The sequence below is a fragment of the Streptomyces sp. NPDC052396 genome, assembly GCF_044593195.1.
Taxonomy (GTDB): Bacteria; Actinomycetota; Actinomycetes; order Streptomycetales; family Streptomycetaceae; genus Streptomyces.
Genome location: NZ_JBIUAW010000001.1, coordinates 160053 through 183658, shown reverse-complemented (window position 1 = coordinate 183658; position 23606 = coordinate 160053). Strand labels below are relative to the sequence as shown.

Annotated in this window: 18 protein-coding genes and 1 tRNA gene; 11 read left to right on the top strand and 8 right to left on the bottom strand. The window is 69.1% G+C overall.

The features are described 5' to 3' along the window. Positions 1-2 precede the first annotated feature (2 nt). From ACIHFE_RS00895 to ACIHFE_RS00880, 4 genes are all read left to right on the top strand, one after another. Positions 3-1157 carry a protein phosphatase 2C domain-containing protein gene (locus ACIHFE_RS00895; RefSeq protein WP_400103185.1) on the top strand — a complete coding sequence of 385 codons (1155 nt, stop codon included), beginning with the start codon at positions 3-5 and terminating at the stop codon, positions 1155-1157. 114 nt (positions 1158-1271) lie between these two features. After that, a complete protein-coding gene (locus ACIHFE_RS00890; RefSeq protein WP_400103183.1) occupies positions 1272-2588 on the top strand; it encodes a VWA domain-containing protein in 1317 nt (438 codons plus the stop codon). Positions 2589-2663: 75 nt separating this feature from the next. After that, on the top strand, positions 2664-3500 hold the full coding sequence (locus tag ACIHFE_RS00885; RefSeq protein WP_400103181.1) for an FHA domain-containing protein: 837 nt from the start codon (positions 2664-2666) through the stop codon (positions 3498-3500). Positions 3501-3550: 50 nt separating this feature from the next. Then, entirely contained in the window at positions 3551-3955 is a 405-nt protein-coding gene (locus tag ACIHFE_RS00880) for a globin (RefSeq protein ID WP_400103179.1), read from the top strand. Positions 3956-3965: 10 nt separating this feature from the next. On the opposite strand, the gene ACIHFE_RS00875 is transcribed toward ACIHFE_RS00880, so the two are convergent. The 7 genes from ACIHFE_RS00875 to ACIHFE_RS00845 form a co-directional block, all read right to left on the bottom strand. Beyond that, positions 3966-4661, bottom strand: coding sequence for a hypothetical protein (locus ACIHFE_RS00875; RefSeq protein WP_400103177.1), 696 nt, complete (start codon positions 4659-4661; stop codon positions 3966-3968). Further along, positions 4658-5089, bottom strand: coding sequence for an acyl-CoA thioesterase (locus ACIHFE_RS00870; RefSeq protein ID WP_400103175.1), 432 nt, complete (start codon positions 5087-5089; stop codon positions 4658-4660). The genes ACIHFE_RS00875 and ACIHFE_RS00870 overlap by 4 nt, the downstream gene beginning before the upstream one ends. 2 nt (positions 5090-5091) lie before the next feature. Next, positions 5092-6756, bottom strand: coding sequence for an energy-dependent translational throttle protein EttA (ettA, locus tag ACIHFE_RS00865; RefSeq protein ID WP_400103173.1), 1665 nt, complete (start codon positions 6754-6756; stop codon positions 5092-5094). A gap of 160 nt (positions 6757-6916) precedes the next feature. Next, positions 6917-8323: a Cys-Gln thioester bond-forming surface protein gene (locus ACIHFE_RS00860; protein ID WP_400103170.1), complete on the bottom strand. Its 1407-nt coding sequence runs from the start codon at positions 8321-8323 to the stop codon at positions 6917-6919. Between the two features lie 238 nt (positions 8324-8561). Beyond that, positions 8562-9014, bottom strand: coding sequence for a single-stranded DNA-binding protein (locus ACIHFE_RS00855; RefSeq protein WP_400103168.1), 453 nt, complete (start codon positions 9012-9014; stop codon positions 8562-8564). A gap of 153 nt (positions 9015-9167) precedes the next feature. Beyond that, complete coding sequence (locus ACIHFE_RS00850; RefSeq protein WP_400103166.1) at positions 9168-10970, bottom strand: GTPase; 1803 nt, start codon at positions 10968-10970, stop codon at positions 9168-9170. A gap of 4 nt (positions 10971-10974) precedes the next feature. Next, positions 10975-12612 carry a dynamin family protein gene (locus ACIHFE_RS00845; protein WP_400104379.1) on the bottom strand — a complete coding sequence of 546 codons (1638 nt, stop codon included), beginning with the start codon at positions 12610-12612 and terminating at the stop codon, positions 10975-10977. A 303-nt stretch (positions 12613-12915) separates the two neighbouring features. Here ACIHFE_RS00845 and ACIHFE_RS00840 point away from each other — a divergent pair. Continuing rightward, positions 12916-12988, top strand: a tRNA-Arg gene (locus tag ACIHFE_RS00840). Positions 12989-13486: 498 nt separating this feature from the next. Beyond that, the gene (locus ACIHFE_RS00835) at positions 13487-15016 is read left to right on the top strand and encodes a DNA phosphorothioation-associated putative methyltransferase (protein ID WP_400103164.1); all 1530 of its coding nucleotides are present in this window, start codon (positions 13487-13489) and stop codon (positions 15014-15016) included. 21 nt (positions 15017-15037) lie between these two features. Here ACIHFE_RS00835 and dndA read toward each other — a convergent pair whose 3' ends face one another. Next, a complete protein-coding gene (dndA, locus tag ACIHFE_RS00830; RefSeq protein WP_400103162.1) occupies positions 15038-16189 on the bottom strand; it encodes a cysteine desulfurase DndA in 1152 nt (383 codons plus the stop codon). 245 nt (positions 16190-16434) lie between these two features. Here dndA and dndB point away from each other — a divergent pair, with 245 nt between their 5' ends. From dndB to ACIHFE_RS00805, 5 genes are all read left to right on the top strand, one after another. Further along, complete coding sequence (dndB, locus tag ACIHFE_RS00825) at positions 16435-17574, top strand: DNA sulfur modification protein DndB (protein ID WP_400103160.1); 1140 nt, start codon at positions 16435-16437, stop codon at positions 17572-17574. Next, on the top strand, positions 17571-19154 hold the full coding sequence (gene dndC / locus ACIHFE_RS00820; protein WP_400103158.1) for a DNA phosphorothioation system sulfurtransferase DndC: 1584 nt from the start codon (positions 17571-17573) through the stop codon (positions 19152-19154). Before dndB ends, dndC begins: the two co-directional genes overlap by 4 nt. Then, positions 19141-21165, top strand: coding sequence for a DNA sulfur modification protein DndD (dndD, locus tag ACIHFE_RS00815; RefSeq protein WP_400103156.1), 2025 nt, complete (start codon positions 19141-19143; stop codon positions 21163-21165). Before dndC ends, dndD begins: the two co-directional genes overlap by 14 nt. Beyond that, complete coding sequence (dndE, locus tag ACIHFE_RS00810) at positions 21155-21532, top strand: DNA sulfur modification protein DndE (protein ID WP_400103154.1); 378 nt, start codon at positions 21155-21157, stop codon at positions 21530-21532. Before dndD ends, dndE begins: the two co-directional genes overlap by 11 nt. Before the next feature lie 98 nt (positions 21533-21630). Continuing rightward, the gene (locus ACIHFE_RS00805; RefSeq protein WP_400103152.1) at positions 21631-23346 is read left to right on the top strand and encodes a DUF262 domain-containing protein; all 1716 of its coding nucleotides are present in this window, start codon (positions 21631-21633) and stop codon (positions 23344-23346) included. Positions 23347-23606: the final 260 nt, after the last annotated feature.

Sequence of the window (23606 nt, the reverse complement as noted above, 5' to 3'; positions counted from 1 at the left end):
CGATGTCGCAACTGCCGCAACCCGCTCAGCTGACGGTGTGTCCCGCCTGCCGTGAGCCGCTCGACCCGGCCGACAACTACTGCGGCGGGTGCGGCGCGGACCTCTCGGCGCCGTGGGCGGACGGCCCCGCGCGGGCGCGGCAGCCGCATCCGGCCGGGGGCGGGACGCCGGGGAACGGCCGGGCGGCCCCGCCCGGCCTGCCGGCGCAGTCGGCGCACGACGCGCATTCCGGTGCCGGACGCCGCTGCGCCGCCTGCCGGTCCGGCATGATCGACAACGACGGGTACTGCGAACACTGCGGGCATGCACAGCCGCGCGAACGGGATCACATGGAGCACGAGACGGCCGGCGTCGCCGCGGTCAGCGACCGGGGACTGCGCCACCACCGCAACGAGGACGCCTACGCGGTGTCCACCACAGCCCTGCCCGACGGCACCACCGCGGTGACCGCCGTGGTCTGTGACGGGGTGTCATCCGCGTCCCGGCCGGACGAGGCCTCGGCCGCCGCCAGCGCCGGGGCGCTGGCCGCCATCGAGGAGGCGCTGGCCCGGGGCGTACCCCCGCGCGAGGCCATCCACCAGGCCATTCTCACGGCCGCCGGGCAGGTCAGCTCGCTGGCCGGGCCCGGCCACCAGCCCCGCGAGCACAGCCACTACCAGCAGGAGAACGCCCCCGCCTGCACCATCGTCAGCGCGGTGGTCATCGGCGACCTGCTGACCATCGGCTGGGTCGGCGACAGCCGCGCCTACTGGGTGCCCGACGACCGGAGCACCCAGCCCGCCCGGCTCACCGAGGACGACTCCTGGGCGGCCCAGATGGTGGCCGCCGGGCTGCTGTCGGAGGCCGAGGCGTACGCGGACGAGCGGGCGCACGCCATCACCGGCTGGCTGGGCGCGGACGCCTATGAGGTGGAGCCGCACACCGCGGCCTACCACCCCGACCGCCCCGGGGTGGTGGTGGTCTGCACCGACGGCCTGTGGAACTACGCCGAGACCGCCGAGCAGATGGCCGCCGTGGTCCCCGCCGACGCCCGCGCCCACCCGCTGCGCAGCGCCCGCCACTTGGTGGATTACGCCATCGCCGGCGGAGGCCACGACAATGTGACGGTCGCCGTACTACCGTTCCCGGCAAGGGCCGAGGGGGCAGCGAAGGCCTGACGTCGACCAGGCGTCCACGGGGGGAGTCACGCGGTGTCCCGGCAGGGGCACCGCCGGTCAATCCACCCGTTTCACAGCCCTGTTGACGCTAAGCAGCACAAAGGAGCGGAACGGATGTCCAACTTCGCCAAGCCTCAAGTGCCGCAGTTCTCCATGGAGGTGTACCAGAACACCTACCTCCCGGAGGGCGGCCGCGAGGTCAACGCCATCGTCACGGTCACTTCCACCGGAGGCACCACCACGCTGTCCGGGGCCGCCCCGGACGCGGCCGTGGTCATCATGGTCGACTGCTCCGGGTCGATGGACTATCCGCCGGTCAAGATGCGCAACGCCCGGGACGCCACCGCCGCCGCGGTGGACGCGCTGCGCGACGGGGTCTCCTTCGCCGTGGTGGCCGGCACCCACCAGGCCAGGGAGGTCTACCCCGGCGGCGGCCGGCTGGCCGTCGCCGACGGCACCACCCGGGCCCAGGCCAAGGAGGCGCTGCGCAAGCTCAGCCCGGGCGGCGGCACCGCCATCGGCACCTGGCTGCGCCTGGCCGACCAGCTGCTGTCCGGCTCCGGCCGCTCCATACGCCACGGCATCCTGCTCACCGACGGCCGCAATGAGCACGAGGAGCCCCAGGCGCTGCGCGCCGCGCTGGACTCCTGTGCCGGACGGTTCACCTGTGACGCCCGTGGGGTGGGGACGGACTGGGTGGTCAAGGAGGTCACCGGGATCGCCTCGGCGCTGCTGGGCACCGCCGACATCGTGGCCGACCCGGCGGGCCTGGCGGCGGACTTCACCCAGATGATGGAGGGCGCCATGGGAAAGGAGGTGGCCGATGTCGCGCTGCGGCTGTGGACCCCGATGGGCGCCGAGGTGACTTTCGTCAAGCAGGTCGCCCCGGCCATGGAGGAGCTGACCACCCGGCGGGTGGAGGCCGGGCCGCGGGCCGGCGACTACCCCACCGGCGCCTGGGGCGACGAGTCCCGCGACTACCACGTCTGCGTACGGGTGCCCCAGGCCGCGGTAGGCCAGGAGATGCTGGCCGCCCGGGCTTCCCTGGTGCTGCCCGCCCCCGACGGCGGCACCCCGCAGGTACTGGCGCAGGCCCTGGTCCGCGCGGTGTGGACGGACGACCTGGCAGCCTCCACCGCCATCAACCCGCAGGTCGCCCACTACACCGGGCAGGCCGAGCTGGCCCAGGTCATCCAGCAGGGACTGGATCTGCGCAAGTCGGGGGACATCGACGGGGCCACCGCCAAGCTGGGCCGGGCCGTGCAGCTGGCCAGCCGCTCGGGCCACGAGGACACCGCCCGGCTGCTGGCGAAGGTGGTGGATGTGGTGGACGCGGCGACCGGTACTGTGCGGCTGAAGGCGAAGGTCACCGCGGAGGCGGAGATGACGCTGGAGACGCGGTCCACCAAAACGGTGCGCGTCAAGAAGTAACGACGCGCACAACGACGTTCAGCACGGCTCAAAGCACGGCTCACGAGCACGGTTCACAAGGGGGAGACGACCGACATGCCGACCTGCCCGAACGGCCACCAGTCGGCGGCCGACGACTGGTGCGAGGTGTGCGGCCACCGGATGTCCGGGGCCGCGGCGCCCGCCGGAAACGTCCCTCCCCCACCGCCGCCCTACTTGGGCACCCAGCCCGGGCCCACCATGGCCACCGAGCTGTGCCCGCAGTGCCGTACGCCCCGTGAGGCCCAGGCGCCGTTCTGTGAGGAGTGCCGCTACAACTTCCTCAACCAGACGGCCTCTTCCTTCGCTCCCCCGCCGCCTCCGCCGCCCAACCCCTACCAACAGCCCGCCCCCTCCCAGGCGTTCAGCTACTACGACTCCAGCTCCTCCCAACTGCACCGGGAGGCCGAGCCACTTGGGCCGGACCCGGCGGAGCACCCGGTGGAGGGCAGCGGGGACTGGATGCTGCCCCCGCCGCAGACCCGGCCCACCGGCTGGTACGCGGTGATCGCCCCGGACCGGGAGTACTTCCGGTCGATGATGAACCGCAGCGGCCCGGAGGCCGCCGGGCTGAACCTGCCCGCCTACTCCCCGGAGCAGCGGCTCACCCTCACCGGGCCCCAGATCACCATCGGCCGCCGCCGGCACAGCACCGGGGAGTCCCCCGATATCGACCTCTCCCGCCCGCCGGAGGACCCCGGCGTCTCCCATCAGCACGCGATGCTGGTGGAGCAGCCGGACGGCAGCTGGGCGGTGGTCGACCAGGACTCCACCAATGGCACCACCATCAACGGCTCGGAGGACGCCATCCAGCCCTATGTGCCGGTGCCACTGCGGGACGGCGACCGGGTGCATGTGGGCGCCTGGACCACCATCACCGTGCACCGGTCCTGAGCGGTCCTGAGCCGGGAGTCTTCCGCCGGGGCGTCTGCGACCATGGAAGGGTGAATGAGATTCGACGCGACACGCTTCAGGAGCGGACCTTCTATGAGCGGGTCGGCGGCGAGCAGACCTTCCGGCGCCTGGTCCACCGCTTCTACCAGGGCGTCGCGGAGGACCCGCTGCTGCGCCCGATGTACCCGGAGGAGGACCTCGGCCCGGCCGAGGAGCGCCTGGCGCTGTTCCTGATGCAGTACTGGGGCGGGCCGCGGACCTACAGCGAGCAGCGCGGCCACCCCCGGCTGCGGATGCGTCACGTTCCGTTCACCGTCGACCGGGCGGCGCACGATGCCTGGCTGCGCCATATGCGGGAGGCGGTGGACGAACTGGAGCTGCCCCCGGCCGAGGCCGGGGAGCTGTGGCGCTATCTGACCTATGCCGCCGCCACCATGATCAACTCGGCGGACTGACCGGCGGGTATCAGGCCGGAGTGACGGTCAGGCCGGTCAGGCCGCCGGTGCGTACCGCGATGGAGCCATACGGGGTGCGCAGCCGCAGCCAGCCCCCGGCGGCGTACAGCGCCAGCCCGGCGGCGTCCGGGGCCGGACCGCCGGCCGGACGCAGAAAGCCCAGCGACTGGGCGGCGTGCACCGCGCGCAGCGGCAGACCGGTGTCGCCCAGCGTGCGGGACCAGATCTCCCGGCCGATGCGGTCGCGCTCCCCCCGGGTACGGCGCTGCTCGGGCAGGGCCGCGTCCCGGGAGCGGAACTCGGCCACCGCCGCGGCCAGGGCACCGTGGACCGCCGCCGGCCCGGGCAGCCCGGGCACCGGACGCCAGCCGCCGCGCGGCGGCAGCACCCCGGCCCAGGGCGGGCCGGTGACCGCCGGCGGCAGGGCGGTCTCGGCGCCCCCGGCGTCCAGCGCGTCCGTCAACTGCCCGGCGGAGACGGTCAGATCAAAGCTGTCCGCCGCCGCCAGCCGGGCGGTGCGGATGGCCAGCACCTCGAAGGACGGCGGACGGCCGAAGACACCGAGCACACCGGAGCCCGCCTGGAGGCGGACCGCCGCGGCCCGGTCGTAGTGGATCAGCCGGGCCAGGAAGGCGGCCAGGTCGGCCGCCTCCCCGGCATCGGCCAGTCGCAGCCGCTGCCCTGGTACGAGCGAGGACGGCGTCATGCCGCGACGGCCTCCTCCGGCGCGTCGTCCCGGAACTCCTCCAGGAACACCCGCTCCTGGTCGGTGAGCCGGCGCGGGCGGCCCTTCTCCAGGTCGAAGGGGACCACCACGGTGGTCGCCCGGGCGTAGACATGCTGCTCGTCCTTGACCTCATAGGCGACGGTCAGCGAGGAACCGCCCACCTTGGTCACCCAGGTCTCCACCGTCACCGGGGCATGCCGGTGCACCAGCGGATACACATAGTCGATCTCATGGCGGGCCACCACGGACCCGCCCGCGAAGGACCCCTCGCCCGCCCGGGGCGCCATCCTGAACATGAAGTCGATCCGCGCCTCTTCCAGATAGCGCAGGAAGACCACATTGTTCACATGGCCGAACGCGTCCATGTCGGACCAGCGCACCGGACAGGGGTAGACATGACGGGCCATGCTCAGCCCCGGGTCAGCTTCTTGTAGCTGGCACGGTGCGGACGCGCGGCGTCCGGGCCAAGGCGCTCGATCTTGTTCTTCTCGTAGGACTCGAAGTTGCCCTCGAACCAGAACCACTTGGACTCGCCCTCGTACGCCAGGATGTGGGTGGCGACTCGGTCCAGGAACCAGCGGTCGTGGGAGACGACCACGGCGCAGCCGGGGAAGTCCAGCAGCGCGTTCTCCAGCGAGGAGAGGGTCTCCACGTCCAGGTCGTTGGTGGGCTCGTCGAGGAGCAGCAGGTTGCCGCCCTGCTTGAGGGTGAGCGCCAGGTTGAGGCGGTTGCGCTCACCGCCGGAGAGCACCCCGGCCGGCTTCTGCTGGTCCGGGCCCTTGAAGCCGAACGCCGAGACATAGGCGCGCGAGGGCATCTCGACCTGGCCGACGTTGATGTAGTCCAGCTCGTCGGAGACGACGGCCCACAGCGTCTTCTTGGGGTCGATGTTGGCGCGGGTCTGGTCGACGTAGGAGATCTTGACCGTCTCGCCGACCCTGATGTCACCGGAGTCCGGGGTCTCCAGGCCCTGGATCATCTTGAACAGCGTGGTCTTGCCGGCGCCGTTGGGCCCGATGACGCCGACGATGCCGTTGCGGGGCAGGGTGAAGGACAGGTCGTCGATGAGGACCTTGTCACCGAAGGCCTTGGAGAGGTTGCTGACCTCGACCACCACATTGCCCAGGCGCGGACCCGGCGGGATCTGGATCTCCTCGAAGTCCAGCTTCCGCATCTTCTCGGCCTCGGCGGCCATCTCCTCGTAACGGGCCAGTCGCGCCTTGGACTTGGCCTGGCGGCCCTTGGCGTTGGAGCGGACCCACTCCAGCTCTTCCTTGAGGCGCTTCTGGCGCTTGGCGTCCTTCTGGCCCTCGACCTTGAGGCGGGAGGCCTTGTTCTCCAGGTAGGTGGAGTAGTTGCCCTCGTAGGGGAGGGCGCGGCCGCGGTCCAGCTCCAGGATCCACTCGGCCACGTTGTCCAGGAAGTAGCGGTCGTGGGTGATGGCCACCACGGTGCCGGCGTACTTGGCCAGGTGCTGCTCCAGCCAGTTCACCGACTCGGCGTCCAGGTGGTTGGTGGGCTCGTCGAGCAGCAGCAGGTCGGGGGCCTCCAGCAGCAGCTTGCACAGGGCCACGCGGCGCTTCTCACCACCGGAGAGGGTGGTGACCGGCCAGTCGCCGGGCGGGCAGCCCAGGGCGTCCATGGCCTGCTCCAGCTGGGCGTCCAGGTCCCAGGCGTTGGCGTGGTCCAGCTTCTCCTGGAGCTTGCCCATCTCCTCCAGCAGCTCGTCGGAGTAGTCGGTGGCCATCAGCTCGGCGATCTCGTTGAACCGGTCGAGCTGGCCCTTGACCTCCGCGACGCCGTCCTGGACGTTCTCCAGGACCGTCTTGCTCTCGTCGAGCTTGGGCTCCTGCATCAGGATGCCGACGCTGTAGCCCGGGGAGAGGAAGGCGTCACCGTTGGAGGGCTGCTCCAGCCCGGCCATGATCTTGAGGACGGTGGACTTACCGGCGCCGTTCGGGCCGACCACACCGATCTTCGCGCCGGGCAGGAAGCTCAGCGTCACGTCATCGAGGATGACCTTGTCGCCGTGCGCCTTGCGCGTCTTGCGCATGGTGTAGATGTACTCAGCCAAGAGAAACCGTCCGGCAATCGAGAAGGGCCAATGTGCGGCTCCGCCGCATGAGGGCAGACACATCCCATCTTGCCGTACCGGCCGCCCTGGGCGGAAACGCGATAGGGCCGTGCCCCGGCGTGGTGGACGGCACGGGCGCGCCGCCCACCGGGCCCGGCCCCTACTCGCCGGCCGTGTTCTTCCTCCGGCGCAGCAGGAACACCGCCCCGCCGCCGAGGACGATCAGCGCGATCCCCGCTCCGGCGATCTTCGGGGTGGCGCTGCTGCCGCCGGTCTGGGCCAGCGGGCGGCCGAGGTTCCCGGAGCCGCCGGGGGCACCGGTGGAGCCGGTGCCGGCATGGGTGACGATGGTGTCCCCGGCGGGACCGCCGGGGCTGCTGACGCCGGTCCTGCAGTCCAGGACGCCGGTGAAGGTCCTGGCCAGACCGCCGGGCCCGGTGACGCCGATCCGGTAGGCCCGGTCCTCGCCCGCCTTGACCAGGGTGGTCTCGGACCGGCCGGGGGCCACGGTGTGCTTGCGGCCGTCGATCCGGTAGGCGTAGGGCCGGTCGCCCCGGTTGTCGACGGTGATCTCCAGGCCGCCCTTGGCGCAGTCCCGTCTGGCGCTCACCGCGGGTACCGCGCCCTGCTTCGCCCAGTTCACGGTGGCACCGGCGGTCACACTGCTGTCGCTGGACCCGGCCAGGATCATGGTCTGGGTCCGGATGCCGTCGCCTATGAAGGCCCGGCCGACCGGGACCTTGGTGGTGGCGGAGGCGATGACCGAGGCGGCGCCGTCGCCGGCCCGGGCCGGCACATCGAAGAACAGCTGCCCTCCGTCGGCCAGCGTCTTCACCGGTTTGCCGGCCTTGTCGGTGATCTTCACACCCTTGGCGGCGGCCTCGATGGACGGGGTGAGGGTGACGCGGTCCGCCTTGGTGTGCACCGTGACCGGACCCAGCCGGCGGCCGGGCCGGCCGGAGACCGCAGACGGGGTCAGGCTCAGCGAGGCCCCCGGATCGTCCAGGTTCTCGGCGTGGTCGTAGAGGTAGTCGGCCAGCTTCTGGGCCGCGGGGCTGAGGGCCTTGACCCGGGCGTGGTCGGAGTAGCGCCAGATGGCCACCTGGGTGCCGGCCGCGGCCTGGTGGTCGTCCAGCGAGCCCACTCCGGCCTTCTGGGCCAGCGCGCTGAGGTCGTTGACCTGCGGGTAGGAGTTCTGCAGGATCCAGCGGATCCTGCCCGCGTCGGCGTTGCCCTGCAGCGAGGACTCCCGCCAGCCGGCCTCCTTGTAGCGGGCGCCTTCCACGGTGTTGGTGTTGATGTCTATGCAGTAGGTCTGCAGAGAGCCGCCCTTGTCCACGTCCATGGTGAACAGGCCCGCCCGGACCGGGCCCTTCTGGGTGCTGTCGACGGTCGCCCAGTCGCTGACGGTCAGCTTGCCGAGCGCGGCCGAGGCGCCGCCCGCGTTCTGCGGAACGTCATCCGCCGCGGCCGGGCCGGCGGTGGCTATCGCGCCCATGGCGAGCAGACCGGCCGCGAGGGCGGCCGCGCCAGGACGGGCGGCACCCCGTCTCTGCACAGACTTCATGGATTTCCTTTCGGGCGAGCGCGGTGTGCGCACACTGGCCTGCCGCGTCTCGTCTCGCCGGGCAACTCGAAGAGCAGCAGCCCCCGTTGTACGCACCGGATCCTAGGGAGCGTGCGCAACCCGGAGGCTGCGCAGGCTGATCGAGCGGTGATCCGAATCGGAATCGTTATCGGATGATGGTGTTCCGCTTGGGATTATCGATAAATCCCCGGGACAAACCCTCCGAATCCCCCCGCACTCAGAAGGGTGCCGTAACCGCGGGTTCGGCCACCCGCGCCCCTTCCTCCACCACCTCAACCACCTCCACCGGCTCCGCCGGCAGCGGCCGGGCCTGGCTCACCCTGCGGAACACCGAGGTGCCGCGCGCCAGATCGTGCCCGACCGACACCGCGTCAATATCCGCCGACAGCCAGTGCTTTCCCTCCCGCTCCTGGCTGGTGATCCTCAACTTGCCGCGCACCATGAGCGGTTCACCCAGGGTGACCGAGGCCACCACATTGGACGCCAGCGTCCGCCAGGCCCACACCGTGTAGAAGCTGGTGTAGGCATCCGCCCACTCCTGCCGCCCTTTGTCCCACCGCCGGACCGTCGCCGCCAGCCGGAACCGGGACACCGCCGCACCGTTGGCCGTCTCCCGGAAGTCCGGCTGGGTCGCCACATTGCCCACGACCGTCACCAAGGTCTCGTTCACCGTCATCGCCTCCCCCACTGGACGCCGGGCTGGCGCCCGGCCGATGACACCCATGCTGCCCTTGATCACCAGAGCCCGCTGGGCCCTGTGGACCACCGGGCCGCTGGGGAAAAACCCGTCACCCACACGTGGCGCGCAACGCCCGTCCGCCCCTTATGCCTCACCCGTCGCGATCACATACTGGGCCCGGACCTCCCGGTAGCGCAGCAGCTCCGCCGCCACCGGCTCCAGGACCCGCTCCCGCCCGCACCCGCCCGCACCGGCGCGCAGCCGCCGCTCGGTCTCCAGCCCATACCCCCTGGCCGGCCCCCGCGCGGCCACCCGGCAGCACCAGGCCAGCAGCGGAGCCCCCGCCCCGGCCCCGGCCGCCACCGCCGGCGGCAGCCACCACGGGCCGGCCGACTGCCCCAGCAGCATGCCGAACAGCCAGGCCACCCCCAGCAGTTGGGTCAGCAGCAGCACCACCTGCCCGGCCGCCGCCAGCGCCCACCACCGGGGCCGCACCGGCCGCACGGCCGCTCCCCCACGGGTACGCCCCGCACCGGCGCGCCGGCCCCTGGCCGGCGGCACCGGGGCACCCGCCGCGCCCACCTCGTCCAGGGCCTCCGCCAGCCCGCGCGCGCCGCGCACCGCCGCCTGGTGCACCGCCTGCGCCCAGGGCCCGGGCAGGCCCGCCGACGCCTCCCGGGCCAGCACCCGCACCGCCTGCTCCACCAGCGGCCGGGACGCCGTCCGGCGCTGCGCGCCCTCCGCCCCGGTCAGGGCGGCCGCCCCCGGCGCCTCTCTGCCCCGCACCCGCCGGTACCAGCCCCGCACCCGGCCGAAGGGAGTGCCACAGGCCCGCTCCGCGTCGCGCCGCCACATCCGCTCCGCCGCCAGGCCGGACGCCCGGGCGCCCACCGCCTCCGCCAGCCGGTCCTCGAAGTCCCGGCGGGCCCGGTCGGTCAGCCCCGGCCGGCCCTCGGCCACATAGGCCGAGCGCAGCCGGGCCGAGACGCCGTCCACATCCGCCGCCAGACGCAGCTCGGCGGCGCACCGCCGGTCCGTGAACTGGCCCAGCGTCTCGCGCAGTTCGCCCACCCCCTCGCCGGTCAGCGCGGACAGCGCCAGCACCGCCGCCCCCGGCTCACCGTGCTCGCCCAGCGCCAGCCCGTCCTCGTCGAGCAGCCGCCGCAGATCGTCCAGCACCTGGTCCACCGCGTCCGGGGACAGCCGGTCGGTCTGGTTGAGCACCACAAAGGTGACCTCGGCGTACCCGGCGAGCGGCCGCAGATACCGCTCGTGCAGCACCGCGTCCGCGTACTTCTCCGGGTCCACCACCCAGATCACCGCGTCCACCAGGCCGAGCAGCCGGTCGACCTGCTCCCGGTGGCCGGGCGCCGCCGAGTCGTGGTCGGGCAGGTCGAGCAGGACCAGGCCACCGAGCGCGGGGTCATAGGGGCGCGGCGGCTGGCGGCGGCAGCGGGCCGGGATGCCCATCCAGTCCAGCAGCCCGTCGGCCCGGTCGGTCCAGGCGCAGGAGATGGCCGCGGCGGTGGTCGGCCGCCGTACCCCGGCCTCGGAGAGCTGGGAGCGGGCCAGGGCGTTGAAGAGGGTGGACTTGCCGCTGCCGGTGGACCCGGCGATGGCCACCACCGTGACGTCCAGCGCATGCCGCTGCCGGGCCGACGCCTCGTCCAGCACCCGGCCGGCCTCGGCGAGGGTGCCCGCGTCCAGCCGTGCCCGGGAGAGCCCGACCAGCTCCCGCAGGGCGTCCAGGCGCTGCAGCAGCACGCCGCCCAGGCCGGCCGCCGGCCACTCCCGGCCGCCGTCGGCGCGCTCCGCGCCCTGCGGCCGGGCCCGGCCCTCGCCCTCGGGCCGCGCCCGGCGCGCGATCAGGCCGTCGTCCCAGGAGCGGTCGGCCCGCCGCGGGGCCGCTGGTCTGCCGCGCTCACCACGGCCGTTGGCGACGGTCACCGGGCTATCTCTCCTTCTTCAGTACGGACAGGGCGGCGATCAGCTCGACTTGGGGGTCCGGAGTGACGTCCAGGGCGTCCAGCGGCGCGGTCCTGCGGTCACGTTCGGCCTCCAGGACGCGTTCCAGACACTCCGTCAGCAGCTGGGCGCCCCGGTCGCGCAGCCGCAGCGCGCTCTGGGCGCCCAGCAGTTCGGCGAGGTTCTCCCCGGCGAGATGGGCCCGGCGGCCGCCCAGCAGCGCGGCGGCGAGCAGGGCGGCGACCCGGTCCGGGTCGCTGCCCGCCGGGCGTTCCAGGGTGCGTACCGATTCCTCCGCCAGCTCCTCCAGACAGCGCCGCCAGTGCCGTACGGCCACGCCGATACGGGCGCTGACGCCCGGCGCGTCCCTGGGCTCCAGCGCCGCGTCGGCGGCCGGGTCGCCGGCGCCGACCCGGGCGATCTCCTCGTCGGCGGTGTTCACCGCGCAGTTCAGCAGGGCGGCCAGGGCATGGCAGAGCGCGCTGAGCAGCTCATCGGAGGTGCTGTGGTCCGGGTAGCCGCGCCAGTGGGTGAGCGCGTCCCCGGCCAGCGCCTCGCCCGCGGCGGCCTCCCGCCGGATCCGGGCCACCGCCCGGGCGTAGGCGTCCTCGGCGCACTGCAACAGCCGTACCGCCGCGGCGTGCTGCAGGGCCGCCGCGCCGGCCAGCCCGGACAGCCGGCCGCTGAGCGAGGACAGCACACCGTCGGCGGTGCGGGCCCGGGCCACGGTCCGGGCGGCCGGGTCCTGGGCCCGCTGGGTCAGCCAGGCCCGCAGCCCGGCGACGGCGGTGCCGGGCAGCAGCCCGCTGCCGCCGGCCACCGACTCCGGCAGCTCGGGGATGGTGAAGCGGGGCACATCGCCCAGCCCCGCGGCCTCCAGCAGCGCCCCGAACTGCCGGGAGACCTCGCCGGCCACCTGGTGCGGCACCCGGTCCACCACGGTGACCAGCGTGACGTCGTACTCCTTGGCCGCCCGCAGCAAGTGCCAGGGCACCGCGTCCGCGTACCGGGTCGCGGTGGTGACCAGCACCCAGATGTCGGCGGCGCAGATCAGTTCGGCGGCGAGTTCGCGGTTGCGGGTGACCAGGGAGTCGATGTCGGGCGCGTCCAGCAGGGCCAGGCCGCGGGGCAGCGCCCGGTCGGTCTCCAGGCGCAGCCCGGGCTCGTCCTCGTCCGGTGCCTGCGGGTAGGGGCCGGTGTCCGCCGCGGCCGGCTCGCTCTCCGGCGGTTCGAAGGGGCCGCTCCCGTCCTGGGCGGGCACCCAGACCCGGCGCAGCTCGGGCAGCACCCGGGGGCCGGCGAACCAGTGGTGGTCGTCCGGATGACAGACCAGCACCGGCGTACGGGTCGTCGGCCGCAGCACCCCCGCCTCGGTAACCCGGCGCCCCACCAGGGAGTTGACCAGCGTGGACTTGCCGGCCCCGGTGGACCCGCCGACCACCGCGAGCAAGGGCGCTTCGGGGGCGCACAGGCGGGGCACCAAGTAGTCGTCGAGCTGGGCGAGCAGCTCGGCCCGGTTACGACGGGCTCGGGCGGCGCCGGGAAGGGGGAGCGGAAAGCGCGAGGCGTCAACGCGCTCCCGCAGTGCGGACAGCGCGTCGAGCAGTCTGGGCCGTACATCCAAGGTCGCCACACGCGCAGAATGCCCAATTCTGGTGTGTTTTTGAAGCGTATAGCTCCTGGGGCGCAAGGCGTGGCGAGTGAGACCCTGGCATAACGAGTACACAACACCCGCCCCGTGGGGCGTGAAAAACGGTGCATGATTCGCACCCGCCTGCGATTATCAGGACCGCTTCACCGAACCTCCACAACGTGTTACGGAGGTGAAGCAACCGGGACGAGGTACGCGGAGCCCTATCCTTGTCCCCGGCAAGGTCACGGCACCACCGAGCCCGGGGCTTCAGCCGTCCGCAACCGCCGCACACCGGCCCCCGTAGCTCAGTGGATAGAGCAGGCGCCTTCTAAGCGCTTGGCCGCAGGTTCGAGTCCTGCCGGGGGCGCACGTTTATGCAGGCCAGAGGCCATCCCGAGCCCTTCGCAAGATCACTTGCGGGGGGCTTTTTCATCACCCAGGAGTGCAGTTTGCCCCGTTTTGCATCCCTACCTCGGACGCGCCGTCCCATATACGTCCCCCAGTTCGAGCATCCTCCCACGGTCCACCATCACTCGCGAGTGAGTAATGCCTGGTCAGAGCCATCCTGACGGCTCATCGGAAAAACATGGAGCAGGCGCCAAAGCGGCACCCGCTGCGTTCCGGTGCGAACGAAGGCGACGAGGTGGGGTATGTTCACAGCCCGCCACCGCCACTGGGCGGACTCAACGGCTCGAAAGCCATGGCGAGCTACTGGTTACTGCATCGTCCGCACCTCACCGGACACCGCACCCAGGCAATCCCACCCCGCTTGGCGGGATCTTCCCCTACGCTGCCCACAGTTCCGCTACTTCACGGCCCCTGCGGCAGGGCACGCACCGACCGGATCGCCAGCGTGGAGCCACTGATGTCAACCGCGCCCTCCGACCGCACCACGTCGGGAACAGCATTTCACCTGTCTACGGATGCTTTGCCGGGCACGCCCCCGCCGCTCCCCACCGATCGCTCCTGGTCCAGCGATCGCCGCCGCACCGCCATCGCCCGGCTCAACCTTTCCGTGCCCGCCCGCCAGGCCCTCAGTGATCGACAGCTTGGCGCAGGGCGGACGGTTCTCGACTACGGGTGTGGGCGCGGCGACGATGTCGCGGCGCTGGAACGGCTGGGGTGCGCTGTTACAGGCTGGGACCCGTACTACCTCAGTGACGCCCCGGCCCGGCCGGCCGACGTGGTGCTGCTGACATATGTCCTCAACGTCGTCGAAGATCCAGGTGAGCGGCGCGAGACGCTGCGACGTGCATGGGACCTCGCTCAAGATCTGCTCGTGGTGTCGGCGCGGCTGACGTGGGAGCGGCGCAAGGTTAAAGGCGAGGAGTTCGGCGACGGAATCCTGACCAGCCGCCGCACATTCCAGTACCTGTATGGAGCGGGCGAGCTGCGCGCCTACGTAGCCGATGCAACAAGAGCGCCGGCAGTGTCGGCAGCACCCGGCGTCGTTTACGCGTTCAAGGACAACGCGGCGCGGATGCAATATCTGGCGCAACGGATCGTCCCGGACGCGGATTGGCTGGCATCCGCAGACACCGCATCCGCACTCGCCTCGGTCGTCGACTACCTCGAACGGCGCGGGCGGCACCCGTGCATTGACGAAGTACCAAGACTGACCGCCGAGTTGCTGGCCCAGTTCGCTCCCGGCAAGCTGCAGCAGCTCACACGCGACAGTGCAGACGCGGTCAAAGTCTCCGAGGGCACCAGGCGCTCAACTCTCAACACACTGCTGTATCTCGCAGTGGAGCTTTTCAACGGACGGGGTCCCTTCTCCAGTCTCCCGCACGCCGTTCAATTGGACGTGCGGGCATTCTTCGACTCGTACAAAGAGGCGTGCCAACGAGCTGACCGGCTGCTACTCAAACTGCGCGACGACGCGTACGTGCGCAGCGCGATGAACGGCTCAGTGGCCGGGAAGCTGACTCCGACGGCGCTGTACGCGCACCGTCGGGCAGTGGACCGCATTCCGGTGGTACTCCGGCTCTACGAGCACTGCGCGTCGATCGCGGTCGGGCGGCCCGACACATGGACGGTCGTGAAGCTCAGGCACCAGGGGCGAGCAGTATCGTGGCTGGATTACCCGGAGTTCGACACCGACCCACATCCCCGCATCCACTCCTCCTATACGGTCGACTTGCGCACACTGGAGTCCTCCCACATCACCTACGCAGCGTCGCAGAACCGCCCGCTACTCCATCGCAAGCATGAGTTCCTCGCCCCGGACGACCCAGACAGACCTCGTTACCAGCGGCTTACCGCTTCAGAGGTGAAAGCCGGACTGTACGAGTATCCGCATCTGATCGGAACGGAGCAGGGTTGGGAGGCGGAGCTGGTCCGCTGCGGGCGCGAGCTGCGTGGCCACCGCCTCGTGAGGCGTCGTACAGCCGGCTAAGAAGTGAAGCATGCGATTACTTCACGCATCGGGTTGCATGTAGGCCACAGTCTTCGCAAATGCCTCGGCGTCGAACTCCCCCACCTGTGCTGGAAACCACGAAAACCGCAGCCCGTTCGACGCCTGCTCCTTCGGCAGCCCCATGGCCGTGAGCACATGACTGGGCGCATACGACGCGCTGGTGCATGCCGAACCCGTGGCGATGGCCGCCTGGTCCTTGATCCTTACGATCAGCGCCTCAGCGCTCAGCTTGTCGAAGCTGAGATTGAGGATATGGGGGACGGAGTGCTCCGGGTCACCGTTGATCGTGTAGCGAGTCTTCTCCAGCGCCGTGAGCAGGCGCTCACGCAAAGCGTAGGCGTCACTCTCCCAGCGGTCACGCTGCGCGTGGAAGCTCCGAGCCGCTTCGTACAGCCCCATGATCAGAGCTACTGGAAGCGTCCCCGGCCGGAGCTTTCGCTCCTGTCCTCCGCCGTACATGATCGGCTCCAGAGGAGCCTTGTTCCAGCCGCGGCGGCGGGTGAGGAGTGCACCGATGCCCTTGGGGGCGCCGACCTTGTGGCCAGAGATGCTGATCAGGTCGATGGGTGCGGCGAGATCTTCGGTGCGCTTGCCGTATCCCTGGGCGGCGTCGACGTGCAAGAGGGTGGGGGTCATCACCAGCGCCTGGGCAAGTTCGGCGACGGGCTGGATGACACCTGTTTCGTTGTTCACATGCATGAGGGAGACGAGCAGGGTGTCCGGGCGGACGCGGGCGAGGACGTCCTCGACGGTGAGTCGACCGCTGGGGCCAGGCTGGATGAAGTCGACCTCAAAGTCACGGGCATCGCGTAGATGCTCCAACGGCTCCAGGACCGCTTTGTGCTCGATGGCCGAAGTCACAATGTGTTTGCGCCCGGTCTTCTCTCCGTGAGCAGCGAGCCCCAACAGAGCGATGTTGTTGGATTCAGTGGCGCCGCTGGTAAAAATGACCTCCTCGGTCTGGGCGCCGAGGGTGGAAGCGAGGTAGGCGCGGGCTTCGGCGACTGCCTTTTTGGCACGCAGCCCGTACTCGTGGGTGCGGCTTCCGGCGTTGCCGAACTCTTCCGTCATCCAGTGCAACACCACGTCGGCAACGTTCGACTCCACCCGTGTCGTCGCCGCCGCATCCAGATACGCCACCACGGCGCTCACCCGCCTCTCCCGCTTCCCAGTGCTCAGATGCTCCCGCGTACGTCAAACGGTTAACGTACACGCTCAGAGATGCCGCACACATCTCAGCCCGCGCTGCCGCACCAAGACAGCACGCAGCATCTGCCACTTGTTCCCCGCCTGCCATGGAGGCGCACAACAGGGCCGGTACGTCTCCCTGTTGCGTCACTTACGTAAAACCTAGGGGGTGCGTACGTTTCCCTAGTGACGTACGCTACGGTTTGCGGGTGGAGACTGAAGCAGCGGCGTCTACGCCACGCGTGGTGACGCCTCGCGCTTGGGCCGGGTTCGAGTATTCGTTCCCTGCGATCCGAGGCATCCAGGCAGGGCGCGAGTATTACGTCACGATGTGCCCGTTGCGCCTGATCCCGAAGATCTTCCTCTTCGATGACGAAGATCTCACCCCCGAGTTGCGCGCCCAGCGCGTACTGAACAAGGGGCGACTGCCCGCCCTAGCCAAGTACATCCTGGACAACCCGGATGACTACGTCTTCAGTGCGCTGACCGGCTCCGTCGACGGCGACATGAAGTTCGACGCCCTCGATACCGATGGCGTGGGCTTCCGCACCGGTCAGCTCCGCATCCCCATGGGCGCCCGGTTCCTGATCAACGATGGGCAGCACCGGCGTGCCGCCATCGAGCTCGCGCTGCGCGAGAATCCCGATCTCGGTGAGGAAACCATCGCCGTCGTCTTCTTCCACGACGCGGGGCTCGCTCGTTCCCAGCAGATATTCGCCGACCTCAACCGGCATGCCGTGCGCCCGGCCCGCTCCATCGGCGTTCTTTACGACCACCGTGACGCCGAGGCCCAGGTCGCCCGCACCATCGCCGGTCACTCGACCATCTTCAAGGGCTACGTAGAGATGGAGAAAAGCAACCTCTCCGCACGTTCCCGAAAGATGTTCACCCTCAGCGCCCTCTACTACGGCACGCAGGCGCTATTGCAGGGCCTGCAACTCAAGCCCGACGAGGCCACCGATCTCGCCCAGACGTACTGGGAAACGATTGACAAGGTGCTGCCGGAATGGGGCATGGTGCGCGAGCGGCAGCTCTCCGCTGCCGAGATGCGCCGTGACTACATCCACAGCCATGGCATTGCCCTGCACGCCCTCGGCCGCATCGGGAACTCGCTGCTACGCGAGTCGACGGTCGCGAGTCGCTGGAAGAAGCAGCTCGCGCCGCTGGAGAAGGTGGACTGGTCGCGCGCCAACAGCGACTGGGAGGGCCGAGCCATCGTCGGCGGCCGCGTCTCCAAGAGCCACCAGAATGTCACTCTGACCGTCAACTACCTGCGTCACCACCTCGGTCTGGGCCTGAGCCCCGAAGAGCGGCGAGTGGAAGACGCCTACCTGCGAGGCGAGGAATGAGCTCCACCATCCCCATCCCGCTCGGTTTGCCAAGCCAGCGCCGACGCGCATTCAACGGCCGCTCCCTGGATGAGGTGACCGCCGAGCTCACCGACGAGATCCGCGAGCTCTACTCCGCTGACCAGGTCCCGTGGGTGATCGGCTACAGCGGCGGCAAGGACTCCACCGCCGTCCTCCAGCTCGTCTGGACCGCCTTGAAAGAGCTGCCAGCCGACCAGCTCACCAAGCAGGTCCACGTGATCTCGACCGACACTCTGGTCGAGAACCCCGTCGTCGCTGCCTGGGTCACCACCTCACTGGAGACCATGGCAAAGGCCGCCGATGAGCAGGGCCTGCCCATCAAGCCGCACCGACTCACGCCAGAACTCAAGGACACCTTCTGGGTCAACCTAATCGGCCGCGGCTATCCGGCGCCGCGCCCCAAGTTCCGTTGGTGCACCGAGCGTCTCAAGATCAAGCCGTCGAACTCGTTCATCCGCAACGTCGTCGCCGCCCACGGCGAGGCAATCATGGTGCTGGGGATCCGCAAGGCCGAGAGCCAAGCGCGCGCCCGTGCCATGGAGAAGCACGAGAAGCGCCGGGTGCGCGACCGTCTCTCCCCCAACGCCAACCTGCCCAACTCGCTCATCTACAGCCCTGTCGAGGACTGGACTGACGACGATGTGTGGGAGTTTCTCATGCAGCGCCCAAACCCCTGGGGCTACAACAACGAGGACCTTCTCACCATGTACCAGGGTGCCTCCGCTGACGGTGAGTGCCCGCTTGTTGTCGACTCCACCACCCCGTCCTGCGGCTCCTCCCGCTTCGGCTGTTGGACCTGCACCCTGGTCGAGCAGGACAAGTCGATGTCCGCGATGATCCAAAACGACGAGGAGAAGGAGTGGATGCTTCCACTCCTTACTCTCCGCGACAAGCTGGACGCGCCCTTCGGCTACTACACTGACGGCGACCCGGACCTGCCCCCGGGCCGCAAAGCGCCCTTCCCCCGCCCAGACAAGCCAGCCCGCGACTTTCGCCGCATGAACGGCAAGGTCATGCTCTTCAATGACGACGCCATCCACGGTCCGTATAAGCAGGACTATCGCGAGCGGTGGCTGCGGGAGCTGCTGGAAGCGCAGACCTGGATTCGTGCCAACGCTCCCGAGCACGTTCGCAACATCGAGCTGATCACTCTCGACGAGCTACGCGAGATCCGCCGCATCTGGGTCTTCGACAAGCATGAGATTGAGGACACGCTCCCGCGCATCTATCGGGAAGCGACCCTCGAGGAATTCCCTGGCGGCCCACTGGACGAGCAGCTGATCATGGGTGCCGATGCCATGGAGATCCTCAAGGAGATCTGCGGCGACGACCCGCTGCACTACGGTATGGTCCGCGAGTTGCTCTCTGTCGAGCGTCAGTACCGCACCATGACCCGCCGCGCCGGCCTTTTCGAAGCGCTGCAGAAGGCCGTGGAGAAGGGCTACTACGAGGACGACGGGGACGCCGTCGCATTCGCCCAGCGCAAGAAAAAGTGGCGTAACGAAGCCGTCCAGACCCTGACCTTCGACGAGGACAACGAACTCGATGCTCCTGCGTAAGATCACCCTCTCCGAGTTCGGGGCCTACCGGGGTGAGCAGTCCCTCGACCTCACGCCGAAGAAGAACAAGCCGATCATCCTCGTCGGCGGCCTCAACGGCTGCGGCAAGACCACCCTGCTCGATGCCATCCAGCTCGCCCTGTACGGCCCGCGCGCCCGCTGCTCCGGCCGCGGCGGCAAGTCGTACGAGACTTACCTGCGTGAGTCCATCAACCGCCAAGCCGACCCCACCCGCGGCGCCGCTGTCACGCTCGACTTCACGGTCACGGTCGAGGGCCGCGAGCAGTATTACTCGGTCGTTCGGAGCTGGCGCGTCTATGGCAAGTCAGTCAAGGAATTCCTGAACGTCCTCGTCGACGAGCAGTACGGCGAGCACGCCAAGAGCTCGCGCAAGCAACCCGTGCTCAAGTTCAACCGGCTACTCAGCGAAGGCTGGGCCGACCACGTCGAGGACCTGCTGCCCCTGGAGGTCGCCTCCCTCTCCTTCTTCGACGGCGAGAAGATCGAGTCGTTGGCCGACCCCGACCGGGCCGCCTCCGTCATCGAATCCGCGGTCCGCTCCCTCCTCGGCGTCAGCACCGTCGAACAGCTCCGCACCGACCTCCAAGCTCTGCAGCGTCGGCAGAAGCTCTCCGACGAGGAGCAGCACTTGCTGGACGGGATCCGGGAACAGGAGCAGAAGCGTGAGCGCGCTCAGCAGGAGGTCGATGAGGCCCTCCAGAAGCTCGCCCAGCTGCGTGTTGAACACGACACCGCCAAGCGCACTCTCAAAACCGTCGAGCAGGTGTACAAGAAGGAAGGCGGTGCCCTCTTCGAACAACGCGTCGATCTGGAGAGCGCCCGCAAGGCCGCCGCAGCCCGGCTAGCGGAAACGCGCGCCACGCTCATCGCGAGCGCCAGCGGTTCCCTGCCGCTGCTAATGGCCGCTGACCAGCTCAACGCCGTCATCAAGCAGGCTCGCCGTGAGCGCGTGGCCGCCCAGTCCCGCGAAGTCCTCGACGTCCTCGCCGAGCGCGACGTCTGGCTGCTGGAGCAGCTGCCCGAACAGGCCCGCGAGGAAGCGCTCAAGGCCATGGAGGCTGACCGGGCCGATCGAGCCGCCGCCGCTGAACTCGACGTCGACTTTCAGCTGCCCGCCAACATGCCATCACAGCTGGAGGCACTCACCCGGTCCATGAACGTCGAGCGTGACCGCTCCCGCAAGCTTCTCGCCGACGCCGAAGCCGTGAGCGAAGAACTCGCCCAGCTGGACCGCCAGCTGGCCGGCGTCCCCGAGAAAGATAAGGTGTACGCGCTGCAGGAAGAGCGTGCCGAACGAATGCATGCCGTCGCCGCCGCGGCCAACGCTGTCGAACGGGCTGCCGAGCGCCTTGAAGCGGCCAAGCGGGACCGGGCCAACGTCGCTGCCGACCTGGAGCGCGCCCACAACGACTACATCCGCACCAAGGTCAAAGCAGAGGAAGTCGAGCGCATCATCCGCTTCTCCGAGAAGGCTCGCGAGACCCTCGCCCGCTTCTCCGACGCGCTGCTAGCGCGGCACATCAGCCGCCTCGAAGTCGCGATGTTGCAGAGCTTCCAAACCCTCATGCGCAAGCAGGGACTGGTGAAGGACGTCCGCATCGATACGAACAAGTTCACGCTCACTCTCTCCGATGCCGCGGGCGAAGAAATCAGCCCGGGACGGCTCAGCGCCGGTGAGCGCCAGCTACTCGCCGTCTCCCTGCTGTGGGGTCTGATGAAGGTTGCCGGCAACCGGCTGCCCAGTGTCATCGACACCCCACTCGGCCGCCTCGACAGCCGCCACCGCGAGCACCTCGTCGACCGCTACTTCCCCTACGCCAGCGATCAGGTCCTGCTCCTCTCCACTGACGAGGAGATCGACGAGCACCTTCTGGGCCGCCTCAACAAGTCCATCGCCCAGACCTACACCCTCACCCACGACGACACCGAGCTCACCACCAAGGTCGTCGAGGGCTACTGGTGGAACCGAGGAGCCAGCCATGTCGCTTGAGAACGTCCGCCTCTCCCAACCGGCCAAGGATCGCCTCATCCGCCTCAAGCGCACCACCGGCATCACGCAGTGGAACGTCCTGTGCCGCTGGGCCCTCATCCTCTCCTTGAAGGACCCGTCCACCCCGCTCGTCCGAGACATCGTCACCGACTCCAACGTCGAGATGAGCTGGAAGACCTTCGCCGGCGCCCACGGCGACATCTACCTCGCCCTCCTCAAGCAGCGCTGCATCGAGGACGGCGAGGTCCCGACGGATGAGAACGCCGCGAAGATCCTCACGGTCCATCTGCACCGCGGCATCGGCTACTTGGGCGGTCAGAAGGAACTGACTACGATTGAAGGGTTGATCGGGTCAGTAGCTTCCTGAACTAAGCAATCACTTCCGGGAGTTCGGGTTGGCACGCCCCTGTATGGCATCAGCATTAAGTCACCCGAACACTCATTCCTGCGGCTAGACTGCAGCGTATGGCATCGGGGCACGGCAGTACCACCCTCCAGCTCAACCTCGTCGGCATCGGCGAGATCCTGCGCAACGACCGGCTGGTCGTCCCTCAGTTCCAGCGCGCGTACTGCTGGAACGTGGACCGAGAGGTCCGGGACTACTGGACAGACCTGAGCCGCGCGATCCGCACGGGGGTAGACGAAGAGTATTTCTTCGGCACGATTGTCCTCACCCAGGACGGCCCGGAGAGCCGCAAGAAGATCATCGACGGCCAGCAGCGGCTCGTCACGTCCTCTCTTCTGATCGCTGCCATCCGCGACGAGCTACATCGCCTGGGCCACTCCCGCGCTCACCTCATCGGCGATGAGTTCCTGGCCAGTCAGGCTTGGGATGCCGAAGGGACCGAGCCGCACCTCAAGCTCAATGAGGACGACAACCCGCCCTTCCATGGCATCGTGACCCGCAGCACGCTGCCCGCTTATCCGGCCAAGCGCTCGGACTCTGAGGTCGTCAAAGCGTACGGTTTCTTTCGCGAGCAGCTCGCAGAGCTTACGGCGCGGTACGGTGCGGAGGCCACGCACGAGCTCCTGAAGTGGGTCAAGTATGTCCAGCAGCGCGCGCAGCTCGCCGTGGTCGAGACCCCCTCCGAGGCCGATGCCTACGTCATCTTCGAGACCCTCAATAACCGTGGCGCCGACCTGACTACCGCCGACCTGCTGAAGAACCACCTCTTCGGCGCAGCCAAGCTGCACCTCGACTCCGTGCGCAACAACTGGCACAAAGCGATCGGCGCCCTGTCGCTGACAGCAGCCAACGATAAGTTCACCAAGTTCCTGCGGCACTACTGGAGCTCGCAGGTTGGCAAGGTCACCGAACGGGACCTGTACGCGCAGATGCGGAAGCGGGTGGCGCAAAGTCAGGATGCGCTGGCCTTCTCAGAGGAGCTCCTGACGGCCGCGCGTATCTACGCCGCGGTGTCCGACCCCAGTCACGAGATCTGGGCCGAGAAGTGTTCGGGCCGCCGCCCGGCGCTCGACACCCTTGCCCTGTTCAACCTCGCCCCCAACAGGATCCTTCTACTCGCGGCCGTTGAGCACCTACCGCCCGCGCAGATCGAAAAGCTACTCAAGGCCATGGTCAACTGGTCTGTGCGCGGCATGATCATGGGAGCCATGAACCGGGGCCGCTACGAGGACCTCTACTCACAGGTCGCCGTAGACATCCGCCGAGGCAAAATCACGAACGTCTCCCAGATTCGCGAGCGCTTGAACGACCTCATTCCCTCCGACAGCGACTTTAAGGCGCAGTTCACCCTCGCCACCCTGGGGCGAGGCGACGCCAGCAAGATTGCTCGCTACTACCTGAGCGCTCTGGAAAAAAGCTACAAGAAGGACGGTCAGCCGGAGTTCGTCCCCAACGACAACCCCAGCGAAGTCAATCTGGAGCACGTATACCCGCAGAACGCGGCAGCTGAGGACTGGTCAGAATTCATCAGCGAGAGCGGCAACCGTGAGGACGCCGACAGCTGGGTCTACCGCCTCGGCAACATGGTGCTGCTGCCCGCTGGTTCCAACTCCCGCCTCGGCAATAGACCGTTCAAGGACAAGGCCGAGATCTTCCAGCATTCGCAGCTCGCTTTGACCCGCGAGGTCGGCGAAAGCCCCACCTGGACTCCGGAGGCGATCCAGGCACGGCAAGAGCGCCTGGCAGCACTGGCAGTGCACACCTGGCCGCGGTGACATAGCTACCTGCTCCGAGCCGCACTGTAGATGTGAGATAACGAGGATGGGCCTGTTCCGGAGCTAGCGCACGAGCCAGGGAGGGCTATCCGCGTACAGTCTTCCGCCTGACAACGCTACCCGTTCGCGACCCAAGAGTAAGGGCTCACGTCCTCCTACCGAAAGGTCGTACCCTGAGAAGGGCAGTCATCACTCGGAGTAGCAGCGTAAAGATCCAGAGGGGTGCTCGGACCCTTATCCGAGCACCGCCCCTGGTCCGC

Bases quoted from the DNA above. Each gene is read 5' to 3' on its own strand.
- ACIHFE_RS00805 (WP_400103152.1), top strand. From the start codon at position 21,631: ATGGCATCGGGGCACGGCAGTACCACCCTCCAGCTCAACCTCGTCGGC.
- dndC (WP_400103158.1), top strand. From the start codon at position 17,571: ATGAGCTCCACCATCCCCATCCCGCTCGGTTTGCCAAGCCAGCGCCGA.
- ACIHFE_RS00885 (WP_400103181.1), top strand. From the start codon at position 2,664: ATGCCGACCTGCCCGAACGGCCACCAGTCGGCGGCCGACGACTGGTGC.
- ACIHFE_RS00875 (WP_400103177.1), bottom strand. From the start codon at position 4,661: ATGACGCCGTCCTCGCTCGTACCAGGGCAGCGGCTGCGACTGGCCGAT.
- ACIHFE_RS00835 (WP_400103164.1), top strand. From the start codon at position 13,487: ATGTCAACCGCGCCCTCCGACCGCACCACGTCGGGAACAGCATTTCAC.
- ACIHFE_RS00890 (WP_400103183.1), top strand. From the start codon at position 1,272: ATGTCCAACTTCGCCAAGCCTCAAGTGCCGCAGTTCTCCATGGAGGTG.
- ACIHFE_RS00895 (WP_400103185.1), top strand. From the start codon at position 3: ATGTCGCAACTGCCGCAACCCGCTCAGCTGACGGTGTGTCCCGCCTGC.
- dndD (WP_400103156.1), top strand. From the start codon at position 19,141: ATGCTCCTGCGTAAGATCACCCTCTCCGAGTTCGGGGCCTACCGGGGT.
- dndE (WP_400103154.1), top strand. From the start codon at position 21,155: ATGTCGCTTGAGAACGTCCGCCTCTCCCAACCGGCCAAGGATCGCCTC.
- ACIHFE_RS00860 (WP_400103170.1), bottom strand. From the start codon at position 8,323: ATGAAGTCTGTGCAGAGACGGGGTGCCGCCCGTCCTGGCGCGGCCGCC.
- ACIHFE_RS00870 (WP_400103175.1), bottom strand. From the start codon at position 5,089: ATGGCCCGTCATGTCTACCCCTGTCCGGTGCGCTGGTCCGACATGGAC.